Source organism: Companilactobacillus bobalius, from assembly GCF_002179915.1.
Lineage (GTDB): Bacteria > Bacillota > Bacilli > Lactobacillales > Lactobacillaceae > Companilactobacillus > Companilactobacillus bobalius.
This window is the reverse complement of sequence record NZ_MYFM01000005.1, coordinates 208638-226247: the sequence shown is the minus strand read 5'-3', so window position 1 is coordinate 226247 and position 17610 is coordinate 208638. Positions and strand designations below refer to the sequence as shown.

Annotated in this window: 22 protein-coding genes; 18 read left to right on the top strand and 4 right to left on the bottom strand. The window is 34.2% G+C overall.

Annotated features, from left to right (window positions below):
• Nucleotides 1–55 precede the first annotated feature (55 nt).
• Both LKACC16343_RS09185 and LKACC16343_RS09180 read left to right on the top strand, forming a co-directional pair.
• On the top strand, nt 56–265 hold the full coding sequence (locus LKACC16343_RS09185; protein WP_025085039.1) for a hypothetical protein: 210 nt from the start codon (nt 56–58) through the stop codon (nt 263–265).
• A 111-nt stretch (nt 266–376) separates the two neighbouring features.
• Nucleotides 377–1075, top strand: a complete 699-nt coding sequence (locus tag LKACC16343_RS09180; protein WP_143444225.1) for a hypothetical protein — start codon at nt 377–379, stop codon at nt 1073–1075.
• Here LKACC16343_RS09180 and LKACC16343_RS09175 read toward each other — a convergent pair.
• Nucleotides 1065–1607 carry a hypothetical protein gene (locus LKACC16343_RS09175; RefSeq protein ID WP_143444222.1) on the bottom strand — a complete coding sequence of 181 codons (543 nt, stop codon included), beginning with the start codon at nt 1605–1607 and terminating at the stop codon, nt 1065–1067. The genes LKACC16343_RS09180 and LKACC16343_RS09175 overlap by 11 nt on opposite strands.
• Nucleotides 1608–1844: 237 nt before the next feature.
• Between LKACC16343_RS09175 and LKACC16343_RS09170 the strand changes: the two genes are divergently transcribed.
• The 7 genes from LKACC16343_RS09170 to LKACC16343_RS09135 all read left to right on the top strand — a co-directional run bounded on the left by LKACC16343_RS09170 (nt 1845) and on the right by LKACC16343_RS09135 (nt 6695).
• A complete protein-coding gene (locus tag LKACC16343_RS09170) occupies nt 1845–2219 on the top strand; it encodes a GntR family transcriptional regulator (RefSeq protein ID WP_056950883.1) in 375 nt (124 codons plus the stop codon).
• Nucleotides 2212–2919: an ATP-binding cassette domain-containing protein gene (locus LKACC16343_RS09165; protein WP_056950885.1), complete on the top strand. Its 708-nt coding sequence runs from the start codon at nt 2212–2214 to the stop codon at nt 2917–2919. Before LKACC16343_RS09170 ends, LKACC16343_RS09165 begins: the two co-directional genes overlap by 8 nt.
• On the top strand, nt 2916–3713 hold the full coding sequence (locus tag LKACC16343_RS09160) for a hypothetical protein (protein ID WP_056950887.1): 798 nt from the start codon (nt 2916–2918) through the stop codon (nt 3711–3713). The genes LKACC16343_RS09165 and LKACC16343_RS09160 overlap by 4 nt, the downstream gene beginning before the upstream one ends.
• A 10-nt stretch (nt 3714–3723) precedes the next feature.
• Nucleotides 3724–4458, top strand: a complete 735-nt coding sequence (locus LKACC16343_RS09155) for a hypothetical protein (RefSeq protein ID WP_056950889.1) — start codon at nt 3724–3726, stop codon at nt 4456–4458.
• A 322-nt stretch (nt 4459–4780) separates the two neighbouring features.
• Nucleotides 4781–4996 (top strand): hypothetical protein, encoded by a 216-nt coding sequence (locus tag LKACC16343_RS09145; RefSeq protein ID WP_056950893.1) that lies wholly within the window; start codon nt 4781–4783, stop codon nt 4994–4996.
• A 168-nt stretch (nt 4997–5164) separates the two neighbouring features.
• Nucleotides 5165–5755 (top strand): hypothetical protein, encoded by a 591-nt coding sequence (locus tag LKACC16343_RS09140; protein ID WP_056950894.1) that lies wholly within the window; start codon nt 5165–5167, stop codon nt 5753–5755.
• Between the two features lie 70 nt (nt 5756–5825).
• Nucleotides 5826–6695 (top strand): helix-turn-helix domain-containing protein, encoded by an 870-nt coding sequence (locus tag LKACC16343_RS09135; RefSeq protein ID WP_056950896.1) that lies wholly within the window; start codon nt 5826–5828, stop codon nt 6693–6695.
• 31 nt (nt 6696–6726) lie between these two features.
• Here LKACC16343_RS09135 and LKACC16343_RS09130 read toward each other — a convergent pair whose 3' ends face one another.
• Both LKACC16343_RS09130 and LKACC16343_RS09125 read right to left on the bottom strand, forming a co-directional pair.
• On the bottom strand, nt 6727–7155 hold the full coding sequence (locus tag LKACC16343_RS09130) for a GNAT family N-acetyltransferase (RefSeq protein ID WP_056950897.1): 429 nt from the start codon (nt 7153–7155) through the stop codon (nt 6727–6729).
• 25 nt (nt 7156–7180) lie between these two features.
• Nucleotides 7181–7462: a LasU family protein gene (locus LKACC16343_RS09125; RefSeq protein WP_056950900.1), complete on the bottom strand. Its 282-nt coding sequence runs from the start codon at nt 7460–7462 to the stop codon at nt 7181–7183.
• Nucleotides 7463–8008: 546 nt separating this feature from the next.
• Between LKACC16343_RS09125 and LKACC16343_RS09115 the strand changes: the two genes are divergently transcribed.
• Nucleotides 8009–8221 (top strand): helix-turn-helix transcriptional regulator, encoded by a 213-nt coding sequence (locus LKACC16343_RS09115; protein WP_056950903.1) that lies wholly within the window; start codon nt 8009–8011, stop codon nt 8219–8221.
• Nucleotides 8208–8663: a hypothetical protein gene (locus LKACC16343_RS09110; protein WP_056950906.1), complete on the top strand. Its 456-nt coding sequence runs from the start codon at nt 8208–8210 to the stop codon at nt 8661–8663. The genes LKACC16343_RS09115 and LKACC16343_RS09110 overlap by 14 nt, the downstream gene beginning before the upstream one ends.
• 71 nt (nt 8664–8734) lie before the next feature.
• Here LKACC16343_RS09110 and LKACC16343_RS09105 read toward each other — a convergent pair whose 3' ends face one another.
• Nucleotides 8735–9682 carry a DHH family phosphoesterase gene (locus tag LKACC16343_RS09105; RefSeq protein WP_056950908.1) on the bottom strand — a complete coding sequence of 316 codons (948 nt, stop codon included), beginning with the start codon at nt 9680–9682 and terminating at the stop codon, nt 8735–8737.
• Nucleotides 9683–9913: 231 nt separating this feature from the next.
• On the opposite strand from LKACC16343_RS09105, the gene LKACC16343_RS09100 reads away from it, so the two are divergent.
• The 7 genes from LKACC16343_RS09100 (at nt 9914) to nhaC (ending at nt 17592) form a co-directional block, all read left to right on the top strand.
• Complete coding sequence (locus tag LKACC16343_RS09100; RefSeq protein ID WP_056950910.1) at nt 9914–10666, top strand: ABC transporter ATP-binding protein; 753 nt, start codon at nt 9914–9916, stop codon at nt 10664–10666.
• Nucleotides 10667–10677: 11 nt separating this feature from the next.
• Nucleotides 10678–12468, top strand: coding sequence for an FtsX-like permease family protein (locus LKACC16343_RS09095; RefSeq protein ID WP_056950912.1), 1791 nt, complete (start codon nt 10678–10680; stop codon nt 12466–12468).
• Nucleotides 12469–12914: 446 nt separating this feature from the next.
• The gene (locus LKACC16343_RS09090) at nt 12915–13652 is read left to right on the top strand and encodes an amino acid ABC transporter ATP-binding protein (RefSeq protein WP_056950914.1); all 738 of its coding nucleotides are present in this window, start codon (nt 12915–12917) and stop codon (nt 13650–13652) included.
• 13 nt (nt 13653–13665) lie between these two features.
• Nucleotides 13666–14496, top strand: a complete 831-nt coding sequence (locus tag LKACC16343_RS09085; protein WP_087721286.1) for a glutamate ABC transporter substrate-binding protein — start codon at nt 13666–13668, stop codon at nt 14494–14496.
• A complete protein-coding gene (locus LKACC16343_RS09080; protein WP_056950918.1) occupies nt 14489–15127 on the top strand; it encodes an amino acid ABC transporter permease in 639 nt (212 codons plus the stop codon). Before LKACC16343_RS09085 ends, LKACC16343_RS09080 begins: the two co-directional genes overlap by 8 nt.
• 12 nt (nt 15128–15139) lie before the next feature.
• Nucleotides 15140–15793, top strand: a complete 654-nt coding sequence (locus LKACC16343_RS09075; RefSeq protein ID WP_056950920.1) for an amino acid ABC transporter permease — start codon at nt 15140–15142, stop codon at nt 15791–15793.
• A gap of 389 nt (nt 15794–16182) precedes the next feature.
• Nucleotides 16183–17592 (top strand): Na+/H+ antiporter NhaC, encoded by a 1410-nt coding sequence (gene nhaC, locus LKACC16343_RS09070; protein ID WP_056950921.1) that lies wholly within the window; start codon nt 16183–16185, stop codon nt 17590–17592.
• Nucleotides 17593–17610: the final 18 nt, after the last annotated feature.

Genomic DNA, 17610 nt, shown 5'->3' with positions numbered 1-17610 from the left:
CTTATCTTTAAAGTAGTGCTATATTCTGGTCAATTAAATGAGAGGAAGTAATATCATGAGCTTTACGATAGGCAAATATATAGTGGGTATTGTGGTAATATTACTTGGTATTTATCAACTTCTTAATTCACGTAAGTATGTTCATGAGATTCAAAAAGACGGTAGTAAGACCACTTCTCATTTTGTAGGATATGCGGTGTGGTCTAGTTTCGTCGTTGGAATATTGATTATAGGTATGGGGATGTCAATTTTATCTATGAGATAGTTACGTCTAAAAAGTAATACGCAACAAAACAATTTCAAGTTGTTTTGTTGCGTATTTTTGTATCTCGAAAAATGGTCTTTTGATAGCATAAAAAGAAAAAGGATGAATCTCATGCGAAGAGGCTTTCGATTGTTGGCGTTAAGTTTAATAGTCTTGATAACTGGCTGTAGTGAGCAAGTAACTGGTAATGATTTGCCTGAAAAAATCAATTTAGAAACTAATTTTAAAACTGGTCTCGAGCAAAAACGATACGACTGGCGACGTCAAATTAGTCAAGTTCGGACAGTTAAACGGCAATATTCTGAAATTACCGATAATTATAAAGGTATTACTTTGGACCAATTCAAACGTCAAAATCGTTATGTGGTTAAAGGAAAAGTTTTAAATTTACAAAAAATCAAATGGTTATCACCACAGCCGGAAACTAAATTAACTTTAAAAATCGATCAGGTAATTAGTGGTAATAAAGGATTGAAAGGGAAGAGAGTTTATTTAAACTTTCCTGGTGGTTTTGGTCGCGAACGTGATATTTACGCCCAACCGACCAAACCAAATAATGAGATATTTTATCAGATTCCTAATGCACCGATACCGGAGATTGGTTCCAAGGTTATTTGCGGATTATTAAGTGATGAACATCATACTAATTCGCAGCTGGATCAACTCTATCTGTCAGATGTCGAACATACTTTTTGGGTAAAAAGAAATGGGCAGTATGAATTGAATAACCCGGCTTTTAAAAAAGTTAAGCGTGATTTAGCTATTTTTCAACTAACAAAAGAATTTAATCGAGACAATATCAGTAAATAAGCTGTTTTGTTTTAGGCGATAGATCTAATTTTTCAGGTGGAAAATCATTTAAAAAGATTTTTAATTTACCAATTGTTTCAGCGGGATGATCAACGTAATCGCGTGATAGATTCAAATTAATAATTTGACCATTATTTAGGAGTAGTTTCACTTCTACTGGATAGTGCATCATGACCATGAGGTTGTATAGAAATCCACCTTCAGTAGCAACAAATAGTGCTGATGAAAGTAAATCATTGGTCATGGGCAATCCAGTGATTTGAATCGATTTAATTAGTTTTTTATCAATTACTTTATAGGTGTTCAATTTAGGGATCAGCATGAGTAGAAGACGTTTGAATGGATTGCTTTTATCGTTATAACGGATAAATCTGTCACTAGAGTCCCAGTAATTAAAGATAGTTGGCAAAACAATTAGGTAGTGACCGATAAAAACTATTCCAAAAACGACAATAGCAATTCTGATACCTAGAGTTTTAGAAATATTAAATCCAAACAGGCTGCCACACAATAAGGCCCAAAATAGACTCATCAATAAAGGCCGATAATTTAGTCTTTTTCCAAATTTCAGCATAAGAGATCAGTTCTTTCTAAACCATATCCATACCCAATTTGCCCCTAATTTACCATAATTATTTGGTTTAGGTTTCATAAATATAAAGGACATTCTGTATAAGAAATTCGTTAGAGAATCTTGCTTAAATAGTTGCATAGCGGGGTATATTTCGATACTGTGTTAGTGTACTAGTACAGTGAGGACGTGTATCTGATGGAATATATCGAAAACATACCAATCTATTTACAAATTAAAGACTACTTGGAGGAAAAGATTATTACAGAGAGTTATTCACTGGGGGAACAAATGCCTTCAGTTAGGCAATTGGCCTTGGAATTGGCAGTGAATTCTAATACGGTTCAGAAGGCTCTCAAAGTAATGATCGAGGAGGGCGTCATTATTACATTACGTGGTAAAGGCAATTTTGTAACTGAGAATGCGGCAATAGTTGAAGAATTGAAGAATCAAATTGTTAGTGAGACCTTCGATTCAACGTACGACAAGCTACATTTATTAAAAATGAACAATCAGGAAATAACCAATAGTTTTTCAAATTACGTGAAGCAAAAGGAGAAAAATTTTGAGTAATGTATTGAAAATTGAAGAGCTCAATTATAAAAAAGGTGGCAAAAAGATTCTTGAGGATGTCAATTTAAAATTAGATAGTGGCAAAATTATTGGTCTCTTGGGTGAGAATGGTGCTGGTAAAACTACTTTGATGCGAATAATTGCCGGTGTTAATTCTGTTTCAGAAGGCGTTATAACGGTAAATGGAAATACTAAAAAAATTCTCATTAAAGAAAATGTTAGTTTGAGTGATCATCTTGATGGGTTTAAAGCTACTAACAAAATCAGTGAAATAGTACATTTTTATAATGCAGTTTATCAAGATTTCTCAATTACAAAGTATGAAGATATTGCTAATTTCTTAGGATTAGACATGACTAAGAAGTTAGCGGCACTGTCTACAGGTACCAGAGGAAAACTGGTTATTGCTTTGACATTGGCTAGATCAGCTAAATTGTATTTGTTGGATGAGCCTCTAAGCGGTATTGATAGTATTTCACGTAAAAAAATCATTAGCAGTATTATTCGCTGGAAAGACGATGATTCGACCATTATTATTAGTGATCACTATGTTACAGCTATCGCCAGTTTATTAGATGAAGTAGTAATTATTAAAAATCAAAAAATTAGAGATTTAATTCCGGTTGAGCAAATTCAATCTGACTATCATTTGGGAATTGAAGCATATTATGAAAAAGTTTATCTAGGGGAAATACAATGACAAGAATGCGAACCTTGAATAACCAATTATTCTTCAATCGTTGGAAGATGATTAATCTAGTGTTCCTAATTAATTTGATGGCCTTTGGTATCGTTATGTTAATAGATGTGGTATCTAACAAGATGACTTTCAAATTAGTTATGTTTGATAAATGGTATATGTATTATATGTTGCTTACTTTCGTTGCTTACCTTGTCACTTGGGTATTATTGGCGAAGGATAACGAGCAAGTACTTTTTAGTAGTAAATATCGGATGATTCCAATCACGGAATGGAAATTATATCTCAGTAATATGTTAAGTTCCCTTTTAGCATTGATTTACTTCTGGTTTTTAGAAGGCATAGTTAATACTATTTTTGGTTCCATTCAAGCAAATCATTTTTTAGTTGGTAATGCTTTAACTAGTATTTTATACACGAAAGCATATTATAAGCTACCTAATGTAGATATGACTGTCAGATCCTTTATTATAGGTTTTCTTTCGATTACTTTGGTTTGGAGCATTGTTACATTAGTACATTTTTTAATCAGTCTAATTTCTGACAAATTTGCTTTGAAAAAGAAGAGGGTTATTAAATATGTTTTATATTTTTTGATTACCTACATCTGTCTTATGATTTTCAATTCCACAGTGTCAGGTGTCTTCGTTTTAATGTATGGTGATGGTTTCAACGTTTTAGAAAAAATAAACAGTATGTTGCTGACTAGTATCTTTATATTTATCGGTTGGATCGTAGTTTTGACTTTAATAAATATCTATTTGTTAAAGAAACATATTGAGACGGATTATTAGGAGGCCAGTGATGAATAGTGCTTTAGGTGTAAGCAAACATTTAATATGGAATAAATTTAAGTTAATGAGTTTTATTTTGTTAGTTAATATCATTGAGTTGGTTCTATTAGTGCCCTTGGATTGGGGATCGATGTTTTTACAAAGTTATCCCTTAGGTAAAGTGATTTTTAGTTCACTGATAGTTTATTTGTTAGGGGCGTTATTCCTAATAAGGGAGAATGAACAGGTCTTTCTTAATAGCAAGTACAGTTTGATTCCTGTCACAGAGATAAAAATCTATTTTAGCAATTTGATTACAACCTTTTTAGCTTATTTATATTTTTGGATTTTAGAAACGAGTATTTTTTTAACAGCTTTTTGGATTATTGATAATGATAGTTTGATTTTTCATTTGCAAAGTATTGTAAAGATGGGACAAATTGATTTAATAATTAAAGCTATTACTATGTCCTTACTAGCAATCATATTAATTTGGACCTTAAGTACCTTTGTTCATTTGGTGTCACAATTGTTACCATTACAAAATCAGAAATTAACTACAGTCATTTTTTATTTGTTGGTCGCCGCGATGGTCTTTTATATTGGTTACATTAATATATGGAATTTAGATACCATGCGAGTTGATTGGTATATTGAAGTGAAAAATCATATTTTTGGTAGGACAGTGGGTTTTGATTTAATTGGAATAGTTGTCCTTACTGTTCTTAATATAATGATATTGAAAAAGTATAGTTCTATAAAATAATATTCGTTCATGATTAAGAAACCCTATATTGAGGTAATTATTTTATTTTCTGATGGGGAATAAGGTAATATGGAATCAATCTAAGAGAAAGGAAGAAATATATGTGAAGTTCAATAATGATTTTTATAAGAGTAAATATTTTTGGCTAGGATTGGTTGGAATTTCTTTCACTGCGGGTTTTCCATGGAGTAATGTCTGTTCAGTTCAGGGGATCTTTTACTTAATAATTATTGTTATAGGGGCTACATCAATGATCGGATCAGTTTTTAATTTCTCTAGATATTTTTCATAACGACTGCATAACGATGATGAATGCAGTAAAATGGAATTAATGAAAGAAGCTGATTCCATGAATGGAAAAATTATTGGTATTTTAGCAATTTTAATTGGAATTTGGCAAATAGCCATCGCTCAAAAAATGTATCAAGATATCAGAAGAACAGTTAAACAACCTAAACTGAGTATCTTTTTTGGAGTGACGGTTTGTCTAATTATCGGCGTTATATTCTTAATGATTGGCGGATCCTTACTGCGATAAAGTAAGTAGAGATTTTCAATCATCAGCGTGATGAATCTAGAATGATTCGTCACGTTTTTTTTATGCTTTGACAACCGATAAGTGCGTGCAAAAAAACCTGATTCGACAATATAATCTGGGTGTGATCAGGAAAGAATTGGAATTAAATTTTGAAAGAAGGTAATTTCTATGATCAAATTTGGTAAAAGAGTAAATTATAGACCCTTAATGATTAGTTTGGTTTTAAGCTTGTTGCCGGGATTCATAGTTTCAATGACGTTAAATAAAGTTGGTGGTTTGATATTGGGTGTCGCTATCTTCCTTATATCATTTATCGGCTATTACTTTAGAATTCTGCCGGTTCTTTTCAATTATTGGGAAGTTGGAAATGGATATGTTCAGTATATCGACCTAAACAGTAATTCAGAACGTTTTAAGGCTTTGTTACTACCATTTTCAATTCACGCGAAGACGATTGATTTTAATTCTATTAAGTCGGTAACTATTCAAGGCAATTTATCTGAATCAGAAGAAATGCCAATGGCAATTCCATATAGTGGCTATCTGGCCGTTATTACGGCAGTTCTTTCAATTATCCATAATCCAGTCGATATAACTTTTATATTGACCGATGGAACTGTAGTTACTGTTAGTGCTGCACGTGACTTGGCTTATGGAAAAGATAAAGCTATTGAAAAGTTAGAGGAAACATTTGATCAAATGTCAGTGGCTAAGATCAAGGTTATTGATCAAACCAATCATAAGGTTAAATTGATTTAAAGGATAAATTGAAGATCATTCTCGTGTCCTTAATGGTTATAATTTAATTAATGAAAAGGGTGTGGGAGAAGTGAATTTAGCCAAGAATATCGTTAAATATCGTAATAGAAATAAAATGTCGCAAGAACAGTTGGCTGGAGCTTTAAATATTTCTAGGCAGTCGATTTCCAAGTGGGAAACGGGTGAAAATTTACCCAGTATTGATAACCTGATTTCTTTAAGTGGATTGTTGGATATTTCTTTGGATGAGTTGATAACTGGGGAACCGTATCTCCATTTTCCATTCAACTATGGTAAACCCAAAAATCATTGGCCACAGATTATTTTAGTGATAGTAATGGTTATTTTTACGGCAAGTTTAACTACACTTTTTGGTAGAACTCCTTTAATAAAAATATTTGATATTATTTTTGGGATTTTAATTTCGTATACTTTTGTGACAAGAATGAGTTTTTATGATTTTAAGAGATATTGTAATTATTGGACTTTACAAAAAAGTGGAATCACTTACGCGGTAGATAGTGAAGACGATATTTCTTTTGGAAAAGATTTCCTTATGCCATTGATAGGGCTTTTGAATATACGTTCAACTAAATTCATATCGTATAAACAAATTAAGAGTATGGAAATATACCTAAAACTGTATGGATATAACCCTAGTAAGGAACTGACGTTAATGGGTGGTGCTGGTATTTCGGCAAGTTCCATGGTGGAACAGTTCGAGTTGAGAATAACTTTATTGGATGGTAAAAAAGTTAATTTGAATCTCAATCAGTATTATTGGAAAGACAGTAAGGAACGAAAGATGTTGGGTACGATTGTTACTTTTCTCAAGCGAAAGCATTTTGAATTCATTGATAAACAAGGAATTGCTGATCTTTTACGAGATGGTGATGGCAGTTTGACTCAAGAACTCTATGAACAACGAGATGAAAATTAAAAAAGAACGCTAATTTTAGCGTTCTTTTTGGTTACCACCATTTGATATAATTAATTTCTTTTTTTCGAATCTGGTAGCCATGTTTTTCATAAAATTGATGAGCAGATTCTCTTTCAAAACCGGAGACTAAACGGATTCCCAAGCTGCCTTCGGATTTGGCCCATTTTTCAGCGGTTTCTAATAAGGCTGAACCAATTCCGATATGTTGATATTGGTTATCAACGGCTAAAGTAATAACGTTCTTGAGACTTTGATGATAGGTGTTTTCATAATCACTCATCTGAATATATCCGACTACTAGTTCATCCTTGCAAGCCACGAATAATTTGCTATTAGGTAAAGATAGAATTTTGGCGACTTGGTTGATAGTTTCGTCTAATGGAAAATCATATTCTAGACTATCGCTATTGATACGGTGAATTGCTTTGGCATCATTAATATTTGCTTCTCTAACATTCATTTTCGGTCTCCCAGCTTGATAATATTTAGTTATGTCCCATCAAATAAATTGCTAAAACGACGAAGAAAGTAGAGATAATCTCTAAATACCAGATAAGAATTACCTCAGATCTAGGGAATTTATGATGAGTTCTCATGCCCGTACGAACTCCCTCAATCATTAAGGCGACAGGCGAATAGACACAAAGGGCAGTTAAACTAAAAGCAAACATGTTGACCCAAGCGTGACCGGCATTCTTTTGAACAAGGCTGAGTGAAAGTGTACCCATTAAAATAATCGTTGGAGCTACTTCAATTGTTTTACGCATAATCGTTTTCCCCCATAATATCGTTTATCCTTATTAGGCTCTCAATAGATATTTTTAGCAACCAATTTTGAACGAAAAATCAATTTGTTCTATACATCGATTCACACGACCATTAAATAGGTGGTTAAGGACAGAAATAAGATAGAGATTATGGCTAAATACCAAATGAGACGTAATTCGGAACGCGAAAATAATTTATATTTTTTCGCTCGAATAGTTTCTACTATTAAGGCTACGGTTGGATAAATACATAGTCCTAATAAACTAAAAGCAAAAGGATCAATCCATGAGTTTCCATCGGATCTTTGAATAAAGCTAAAGATTAATATGATAAACAGAATAAAAGTTGGACTAACTTCGATAATTTTACGCATGAGGATCGCCCTCTTGAGATAATTCTTCATTTTCACCGCTATTAAGCATCCAGAAATTTTTTTAAGCAAACTATATCGTTTAAAAAGTGAATTCGTTTTGTACATTGTTTAAAATGTAAAACATGTTATACTAAAAATGTAAAAAGAGTTTGACATTTTTACGGAGAATACAATGAAAAATATAATTAAACAAAAGCGAAAAGAATTGAAACTATCACAAGATGAGTTGAGTAAACTAGCAGGTGTGACTAGGCAAACTGTTAATGCCATTGAAAATGATAAGTATGATCCTTCTTTAAGCCTAGCTTTTCAGTTAGCCGCTATTTTACATATTCGAGTCGACGAATTATTCAGATTTGGAGATGAGCGTGATGACCAATACTAAAAAATATTTCTTCAAGAGAGCTATTTTAGTAACTCTTTTAGCAGTATTCTTTTTACTATGGTTATTGTCCAAAGTGACTTTGAAACAGGATCTATCACCAATTTTCTTTATATTGATAACCGTTCTTTTTATTTATCAACAAAAGCGGTTAGATAAAGGTGGCAGCACGAATATCTTTAAAATTGCCCGAGATGGTTTTCCTCAAGGGTTAAAACATGATGATGAACGTGAAGCCAAGAATGCTTTAACAGCTAGTTTCTTTAGTCAAAGATTTACGGCTGGTTTCATTGTTTTAGCAATTGGAATCTCATTGATTCTGACAAGCTATAAATTGATTGACGAAAGTATCTTTAATATCAATGCCTTTGGCATTTTAGGAACAGCAATATTGATAGTACAAGAGTGGAGTTTCTACTATGAATATAGCCGCTTGGACAAATAAATAATTAAAAAAATAAGAACGACTTCTATTAAGATATTCCAAACATATCTAATAGAAGTCGTTCTTTTAATTTATATTTTTAGTTCTTTCTTATTGAAATTATCCATATCGTTGATCAGCTTATTAACTTTTTCAATACTGCCAACGTAAACGCCACTAGCTAGTGGATGTCCGCCACCGCCGTATTTTTCAGCCATGCCGTTAATTGAAATTGACTTAGAACGTAAATTGACGCGGAAACGATTCAAATCTTTTTCGCTGACAACGATCCAAGTTTTAACTTTATCAATTCGACCAATTAATGGAACTGCGTGATCAAGTTCGCCATCGTCTAAATGGAATTGATCCAAAGTATCTTTACGAATCACAATGTAACCAAAACCGGAATCGGTTATCTGCAAGTTGTCTAGAATGTAGGCTTCCAATCTAGCCACTTGCAGAGACATCTGATCTTCTTGCAAACTGATTTTAGAAATATTGATCCCCGTTTTAGCTAATTTAGCAGAAGTAATCAATGTACGATAACTTGTCTCACCATTTAAGAAGCGAACAGTATCACCGATAATTCCTGAATATAGCTTGGCCGCAATTTCTTTAGTGAGATCGAATTCAGCAATCTCTTCAGTAAAGGAAAAAATCATTTCAGCACAACTAGAGAAAGTGTCGTCGACCCAATTCATATCACCGAAGGGATCAACATTGGGATGATGATCAATTTTAATGATTTCAGCGGCCTGTTTATAAGCACCATCATTGTCGATTCTTCGAGCATTGGCAGTGTCGACCGTGATAACCAAGGCATCTTTAAAAGTAGAGTCAGGAATATCCTGCATTTGACCAATCCAATTTAGAACTGGTAAATCAATTCCAGTGACATAAATATCTTTTTGAGGGAAGACTTCTTGAAGAATGGCAGCTAAGCCAGTTTGTGAGCCAATCGCATCTGGATCTGGATTACGATGTCTAAGGATAATAATTGTATTATACTGTTCAACCTTTTTTAAAATGTCATTGATCATAAGACTACACCCCAACGATTATTAAATTAATTATGAATCAAACTTACCTAAAATTAACCTTTGAACGTTAGATAAGTCAATAAAAAACTCTAAATAAAAGAATATCCTAAAGGATACTATATCACTTAGTCTAACGACGACTTACAAAAATGTAAGGAAATGTAAGAAGAATCGCACGACCCAAATTACCCGAGCAGTTATGATAGATATATCAAATGGAGGGAAGAACAAATGCAAAAAATTGTCGATGTACAAAACGTTGAAAAGATTTATGGAAAAGCTGGGGAAAAACAATTCAAAGCTTTGTCCGATGTTAATTTTGAAGTTAAGCCTGGCGAATTCGTTGGAATTATGGGTGCTTCAGGTTCAGGTAAAACAACTCTTTTAAATATCCTATCTACATTAGATACACCAACAAGTGGTCAAGTTGAGATTGCTGGTGAAGATATTACTAAATTAAATAACAATCAAATGGCTGATTTTCGTGCCAATAAAATTGGTTTCATTTTCCAAGATTTTAACTTGCTAGAAAATTTAACAGCCTATGAAAATATTGCCTTACCATTAGCTTTACAAAATACTGCTGTTAAAAAAATTAAACCAGCTGTTCAAAGTATTGCTGAAAAATTAGGTTTAACTGATATTTTAAATCATTATCCAACTGAATTATCAGGTGGTCAAAAACAAAGAGTTGCCGCCGCTCGTGCTTTGGTTCATGAACCATCAATCGTCTTTGGTGACGAACCTACCGGTGCTTTGGATTCTAAGAGTGCTAGAGCTTTACTAGATACTCTAACTAAGATCAACCGTGAAGATGACGTTTCAATTCTTTTAGTAACACATGACCCATTTTCAGCCAGTTTCTGTGATCGTATTTTATTCATCAAAGATGGTGAAATTGGTCAAGAACTAAAGAAGGAAGAGAATTCACGTGCTGAATTTTATCAAGAAATCCTAGATTCACTAGGAACATTTGCAGAATAGGGGAGGAAAATATGTTAAATAAATTAGCTTTGAGCGGAATTAAGCATCGTCTCCGTGACTACACCGTTTTATTTTCAGGTTTGATGATTGCATCAGCCATCTTCTATATGTTTATGTCTCTAGCAACTAATCAAGCCTTTCTAAGTTCTAATTCTCCAGCCGCTGCTACTAGCTTTATCTTCGGTTTCGGAATTGTTCTACTAGCAATTATCACGATTGTTTATGTTAATTACGCTAATACTTTCTTGTTGAGTATGCGTCAAAAAGAGTACGGGATGTTTATGATGCTTGGTGCCAAGAGTAGTAAGATCTCACGTATGATTTTCGTTGAAACATTCGCCATCGGTGCCATTTCAACCTTGATCGGTTCAGCTATTGGTGTTTTAGCTACAGGCTTTGTTGGTCGTTGGTTGATTAATTTACTAGATATGAAAGTTAAGCATTTTAGTAGTTTTTATTTACCAGCTTTACTTTGGACTTTGTTGTTCTTTATCATAATCTTTATGTTTTCCGCTATTAGAAATTCAGTATCTCTACGTCGTACTAAGGTTCTAACTTTATTAAATCGTGACAGCCAACCTGTCAAAATCAAACGTAACGGCGTTATGAAAGCAGTCCAAGCTTTACTTGGTTTAATCTTGCTTGCAGTTGGTTACTTCACCATGTACTTTTCTGGTCATAATCCTGGCTTTATCTATCTGGGTATTCCAATTGCCTTGGTAACAATTGTTGCTGGTACTTACTTTACAATCAATGCTTTCGTAACAGCTATTATTGTGATGCTAAAGAGAAACATCAAGTACTCACAAAAAGGTTTGAATAATTTTACTCTTTCACAATTAAGTTTCCGTATTAATGATTACACTAAGATCCTTTCAATGGTTTCAATCATGTTTGCTTTAGCTTTAGGTGCTATTACTGTTGGTTTAGGCTTCAATAACCAAATTGATAACGTCGTAAATGGTCAAAATTATTATGATGTGCAAGTAACAAATCCTAATGCTACACAAGAGAAAAATATTAAGCAATTGAGTATTCAAAAGAAGGATACTTATAACTTTAAATCTGATGGTAAAGATGTTTACTATCGTAGCAGTCAATTCAAGAGTCAACCAATTGGTTATGCCAACATGAATGTTGATACGATGATTTTCAAATTGAAGAAATCATCTAATCCTGCTAATAACTCTAATGCTAGATATGAATTAATGAATACACGTCTTCCAAAATATAGAACTATGGAAGCTAAGTTTGTTAGTGATGCTCAGTACGCTGCCATCAAAGGCCAAGAATCAACAACCGTATTGATTAAAACTACTTCGTTCAAGAATAATTTACCAACAATCAAACAAATTTCAAAAGACGAAATTAAACGTTTCCCAGAACTTAAAAATGCTGGTGGCGATAAGTATTCTGCTTATACACTAGTTAATGGCTTCTTCTCTGGACTAGAGTTTATGGGCTTCTTCTTAGGAATTGCTTTCTTAGCAATGTTAGCTAGTTGTTTGATGTTTAAGATTCTTTCTGGAGCTAATGGTGACGTTAAACGTTACAACATGCTTTATAAGATTGGTACAAGACAAAAAGTCTTACGTAGTACGATCAATAAAGAAATTGGTGTGTTGTTCTCAGTTCCAGCCATCTTAGGTATTATCCATGTATTAATTGGTTTACAGCTATTTGTTAAACTTTTGTATAAACCTTATACGAATATTGAGATACCATTCGCAATTTTCTTAGTTCTATATTTAGGCTACTACTTCCTAACAAGATATCTTTATAAGAAAATTGTTCTTAAATAGCAGTTTCAGTTCCTTCCGGGGAACTGCGATCGACGGGTATACACCTATCGATCGCAGCTTTCCGGAAACGGAAAGCACTTCCCCCCAATAAATAATTTCAATCGTTAGACATTTCTAACACCCTTAATAAAGTAGAGTAGGGATCACTCAACAAATCCTCAAATCTACAATTCAAAAATAGCAAAGTCACGATGGTGATTTTGCTATTTTTTTGCGAATTTTGTCCAAAAACGTCTTGCTCGAAAAAAAAATATTCTAATCTCTTTATATTATTTATGGATATGATAACATTAATCTAATGGTATTTTGAAACTATATTTTAAGAAACACAATGTCCAATAGTAATTTCACAAAAGAAATATTAGTTGCCAAAATAGAAAATACAGATTAAAATTTTCTTAATAAACAAAAAGAAAATTTAACAATAAGGAAAGGGGAACTAAATTATGTCAATGATTGAATTCCGCGACGTGCAAAAATATTATGGAAATTTCCACGCATTGAAAGATATCAATTTAAAAATTGATAAGGGGGAAACCGTTGTATTAGTTGGTCCCTCTGGATCAGGTAAAAGTACACTGGCTCGTACAGTCAATGGTCTAGAAACAATTCAAGAAGGACAATTGATCGTCAATGGCCGTGATATTTCCGACAAGAAGACTGATATTAACCGAATTAGAAAAGATGTAGGGATGGTTTTCCAACATTTCAATCTCTATGCTAACAAGGATGTACTAGAAAATGTGATGTTGGCTCCAAGAACTGTTTTAAAGCTTAACGAAGAAGAGAATAAGAAAACAGCGATGGCTTTATTAGACCAAGTTGGCTTGGCTGACAAAGCTCATAACATGCCTTCACAAATCTCTGGTGGTCAAAAACAACGTGTTGCGATTGCTAGATCACTGGCTATGAAACCTCGTTGCATGCTATTCGACGAACCAACAAGTGCCCTAGATCCAGAAATGATTGACGATGTATTAGGTGTTATCAAATATGTTACTAGTCAAAGTGATATGACATCATTGATCGTTACTCATGAAATGGGCTTTGCTCAAGAAGTTGCGAACCGTGTTATTTTCATGGACAACGGCCAGATTCTTGAAGATGATCCAACAGATGTTTTCTTCAAGCAACCAACTAATGATCGTGCAAAGCAATTCCTAAGTAAAATTATCCAACATTAAGGGGGAATTAATGATGAAACGTCTAAAATATCTAACTCTAATTATCACTTCATTGCTCCTAGTGTTGGTTCTAAGTGGCTGTGGTTCAAAACCACTGTCAGATCAAAATGTTCTAACTAACGCTAAAGAAAGTAAAACTATTACTTGGGGTGTTAAAGCTGATACAAGATTGATCGGTTTGGTCGATGTAAAAGATGGCAAGGAAAAGGGATTCGAAATTGATTTAGCCAAGGCTATCACTAAGAAAATGTTAGGCAAGGATGCTAAGGCAAAGTTTGTTACAGTTACTTCTCAATCCAGAATTCCGCTATTGAAGAATGGTAATATCGATGCCATCATCGCTACAATGACCATAACGCCGGAAAGACAAAAAACGATTGATTTCTCTAACTCATATTTTGATGCTGGACAGTCAATCCTAGTCAAAGAGAATTCACCAATTAAAAAAGTTGAGGATTTGAATGATAAAACTATTATCGGTGTAGTTGGTTCTAACTCAGTTGAAAATGTTAAGAAGTTTGCCCCAAAAGCTCGAGTATTACAGTTACCTGATTATGCCCAAGCTCTAACAGCTTTGAAGTCAGGTCAAGGCGATGCTTTAACAACCGATAACGTTATCTTAGCTGGTATGGCCGTAAACAATCCCGGTTATGTCTTAAGAGGTAAGGCCTTTACTACAGAACCATATGGTATCGGGATTAATAAAGGTCAAAAAGATTTTAGAGAGGCTATCGATAAAGCCTTAAGTGAAGTAGAAAAAGATGGTACTTACAACAAATTAATCATGAAGTGGTTTGGTAATGTACCTGGATTCAATTACAAGGAGGTGCTACGTCATGATTAATCTTTTAACTCATAATTGGAACTCCTTTATCACTGGATTCGGTTGGACTGTTTTATCCAGTGTGTTGGCTCTGTTCTTCAGTTTAATTATTGGTTCGTTAGTAGCCATCCTTGAGGTACTTCCGAATAAGTTTTTAAGAATCATTGGAAAAATTTATGTGGAGATTTTCCGTAATATTCCACTGTTAGTTATTACAATGTTTTTCTATCTAGTTATTCCGCTTTACGTAGTCAAAATTAACGGCTTCACAGCGGGAACAATAGGTTTAACGATTTATACATCAGCCTTCATCGCTGAAACAGTTAGAGCTGGTATCAATTCGGTTGATATCGGTCAGATGGAAGCTGCTCGTTCGCAAGGGATGACTTTTTGGCAAGCTATGCGTTATATCGTTTTACCACAAGCCTTCAAGTTAGTAATTCCACCATTGGGTAATCAATTTGTTAATTTGGTTAAGAACTCTTCAGTTCTAGCCTTCGTAGCCGGGTTCGATTTGATGTATCAAGGAAATGCGATTGCATCGCAAACTTTCGACACAGTTAATACTTATTTGATTGTCGGATTGTTTTACTTGATCATAACTTTACCAATCAGTTACTACATGCAATATCTCGAAAGAAAATTAGCTTAGGAGGAGAACATTATGCAAAATTGGATGAATGCTTATTCATGGGTCAACATCAGATTTCTTCTCCAAGGTTTGGAAGTCACGATTTTGATCTCCGTTATATCGGTGTTACTGAGTTTTATTATCGGCTCGGTTTTGGGAATCATTCGTTATTCGAAAATTCGCTACGTTTCCAAAATTGTCGGAGTAATCATTGATGTAATCCGTAATTTACCATTGCTACTGATTATCTTCTTTGTTTACTTCGGTTTACCAGCCTTTGGGTTTAAGCCAGATACGATTCCAGCCGCAATTTTAGCGATGACCGTCTTTGAATCAATGATGATTGCTGAAATTATTAGATCAGGAATTATGGCGGTTGATATTGGTCAAATGGAAGCCTCTCGATCAATGGGAATGACTTATATTCAAGCAATGTGGCACGTTGTTTTACCACAAGCCTATAAGAAAATGATTCCAGCAATGGTTAGTCAATTTATTTCTTTGATCAAGGATACTTCTTTGGCCACAATCATTGTGGTACCAGAATTAATGCAACATGGACAAGTAGTTTACGGACAAAATCCAAATTACATTATTCCTGTCTTTGTCATGATGGCTCTAATGTACTTCGTGGTCTGCTACGCCTTGTCTTTATTGTCCAAGTATATTGATCATAAAATGGCTTAATTTAAATTATTAGTTGACAGAATAAAAAAAGCCGTTTATAGTGAGTGTCAATCAAATAAACAAATATAAGTGTCTGAATCAAGTAGTGATGTATCTGGGCGTAAGAAAGCCGGTGGTTGATGCGAACCGGTCAGGATGCATTTATGAAATACCAGGCATGACTTGGTTTTCCAAGCGGAAAAAGAGATCCGTTATTCTCAAGAGTGGAGAGGTGTTTTTTGAATACTTCTCAAGCTGGGTGGTACCACGGTAAATCGTCCCTGTTGCATAGTTGCAGCAGGGACTTTTTTTATACCAAGGGGTAAGTAAAATGATGATAAATACATGCGGGGGCAATCCTCGATATTAATTCTTCAAGAAAATTAAAACAAAATTTGGAGGAATTAATTATGAATAAGAAGAGTATAAATTTTAAAGAAGCCATCATCATGTTGGCAGTAATGTTAGTTATTTTGGGAGTAGGGGTTATCAAATTTGGACTTTCACCACAGACTCCTGTTCTAGTAGTAATCGGATTATTAGTTTTATGGGCTAAGCTTCGCGGCAGCAGTTGGGATGATATTTCTGACGGAATTGTCAGTGGAGTTAAAAATGGTATCATTCCAATCTTTATCTTTATTCTGATTGGTACTTTGATTGGAACTTGGATTGCAGCCGGAATTATTCCATCAATGATGGTAGCTGGTTTCCATATGATTTCCGTTCGTTGGTTTATTCCATCAGTATTTCTAGTTTGTGCTTTGATTGGAACTTCAATCGGTAGTGCCTTTACAATTATTTCAACAATCGGGATTGCACTTTTCGGTATGGGACAAACTTTAGGCATGAATCCTGCTTTAGTAGCTGGAGCCATCATTTCTGGAGCCATCTTTGGTGACAAGACTTCACCACTTTCAGATTCAACTAACTTGGCCGCTGCCATTGCGGAAGATGATTTATTTGCTCACATCAAGAATCTAATGTGGACAACAATTCCTGCTTTTATCATTTCTTTAGTACTTTACGCAATAATTGGTAACAGTGGTACTAATGCCGGTATGGGCAAAATTAATACAACATTGAATGTTTTAAATAGTAATTTCGTAATTTCATGGTGGGCCATTCTACCAATCGCATTGTTATTCATTTGTGCCATTATGAAAATTCCTGCTATTGCAACTTTGATTTTGAACGTTACTGTAACTGTAGGTATGATCTTTATTGAAAAACCAAATACACCAGTTAAGGATATTGCCGGTTTCATTGAAAATGGATTCGTATCTAAAACAGGAAATGCCAGTGTTGATGCTTTATTAACTCGTGGAGGAATTACTTCCATGATGGGTACAGTCTCATTGATTTTTCTAACATTGTCTTTAGGTGGACTATTAATGAAGTTTGACGTTATCCAAACAGCCATGGCACCATTGGCAGAACGTCTTAAGACACCGGGATCAGTCGTAACGGCGACAATTCTTTCTGGAATTGGCGTTAACATCTTTGTTGGTGAACAATACTTATCAGTTATTTTACCTGGTAAAGCCTTCAAAACAACCTTCAATAAACGTGGTTTAGATAATTTAGCATTAAGCCGTGTACTAGAAGATGGTGGTACAGTAATCAACTACCTAATTCCATGGGGCGTTGCCGGAGCCTTTGCGGCCAATACCTTAGGAGTACCAACATTATCATTCTTACCATTCTGTTTCTTCAGTTTACTTTCACCAATTCTTTCTATTATTAGTGGATTCACAGGAATTGGTTTAAGAAAGCTTCCTGAAACTGATAAGGCGAGCAGTGACAAAGTAGTTACAGCTTAATTAATCTAAAAAATAGAG

Bases quoted from the DNA above. Each gene is read 5' to 3' on its own strand.
- LKACC16343_RS09160 (WP_056950887.1), top strand. From the start codon at position 2,916: ATGACAAGAATGCGAACCTTGAATAACCAATTATTCTTCAATCGTTGG.
- LKACC16343_RS09095 (WP_056950912.1), top strand. From the start codon at position 10,678: ATGTTAAATAAATTAGCTTTGAGCGGAATTAAGCATCGTCTCCGTGAC.
- LKACC16343_RS09115 (WP_056950903.1), top strand. From the start codon at position 8,009: ATGAAAAATATAATTAAACAAAAGCGAAAAGAATTGAAACTATCACAA.
- LKACC16343_RS09105 (WP_056950908.1), bottom strand. From the start codon at position 9,682: ATGATCAATGACATTTTAAAAAAGGTTGAACAGTATAATACAATTATT.
- LKACC16343_RS09180 (WP_143444225.1), top strand. From the start codon at position 377: ATGCGAAGAGGCTTTCGATTGTTGGCGTTAAGTTTAATAGTCTTGATA.
- LKACC16343_RS09140 (WP_056950894.1), top strand. From the start codon at position 5,165: ATGATCAAATTTGGTAAAAGAGTAAATTATAGACCCTTAATGATTAGT.
- LKACC16343_RS09185 (WP_025085039.1), top strand. From the start codon at position 56: ATGAGCTTTACGATAGGCAAATATATAGTGGGTATTGTGGTAATATTA.
- nhaC (WP_056950921.1), top strand. From the start codon at position 16,183: ATGAATAAGAAGAGTATAAATTTTAAAGAAGCCATCATCATGTTGGCA.
- LKACC16343_RS09130 (WP_056950897.1), bottom strand. From the start codon at position 7,155: ATGAATGTTAGAGAAGCAAATATTAATGATGCCAAAGCAATTCACCGT.
- LKACC16343_RS09145 (WP_056950893.1), top strand. From the start codon at position 4,781: ATGGAATTAATGAAAGAAGCTGATTCCATGAATGGAAAAATTATTGGT.
- LKACC16343_RS09110 (WP_056950906.1), top strand. From the start codon at position 8,208: ATGACCAATACTAAAAAATATTTCTTCAAGAGAGCTATTTTAGTAACT.
- LKACC16343_RS09100 (WP_056950910.1), top strand. From the start codon at position 9,914: ATGCAAAAAATTGTCGATGTACAAAACGTTGAAAAGATTTATGGAAAA.
- LKACC16343_RS09125 (WP_056950900.1), bottom strand. From the start codon at position 7,462: ATGCGTAAAACAATTGAAGTAGCTCCAACGATTATTTTAATGGGTACA.
- LKACC16343_RS09175 (WP_143444222.1), bottom strand. From the start codon at position 1,607: ATGAGTCTATTTTGGGCCTTATTGTGTGGCAGCCTGTTTGGATTTAAT.
- LKACC16343_RS09080 (WP_056950918.1), top strand. From the start codon at position 14,489: ATGATTAATCTTTTAACTCATAATTGGAACTCCTTTATCACTGGATTC.
- LKACC16343_RS09075 (WP_056950920.1), top strand. From the start codon at position 15,140: ATGCAAAATTGGATGAATGCTTATTCATGGGTCAACATCAGATTTCTT.
- LKACC16343_RS09085 (WP_087721286.1), top strand. From the start codon at position 13,666: ATGAAACGTCTAAAATATCTAACTCTAATTATCACTTCATTGCTCCTA.
- LKACC16343_RS09090 (WP_056950914.1), top strand. From the start codon at position 12,915: ATGTCAATGATTGAATTCCGCGACGTGCAAAAATATTATGGAAATTTC.
- LKACC16343_RS09170 (WP_056950883.1), top strand. From the start codon at position 1,845: ATGGAATATATCGAAAACATACCAATCTATTTACAAATTAAAGACTAC.
- LKACC16343_RS09155 (WP_056950889.1), top strand. From the start codon at position 3,724: ATGAATAGTGCTTTAGGTGTAAGCAAACATTTAATATGGAATAAATTT.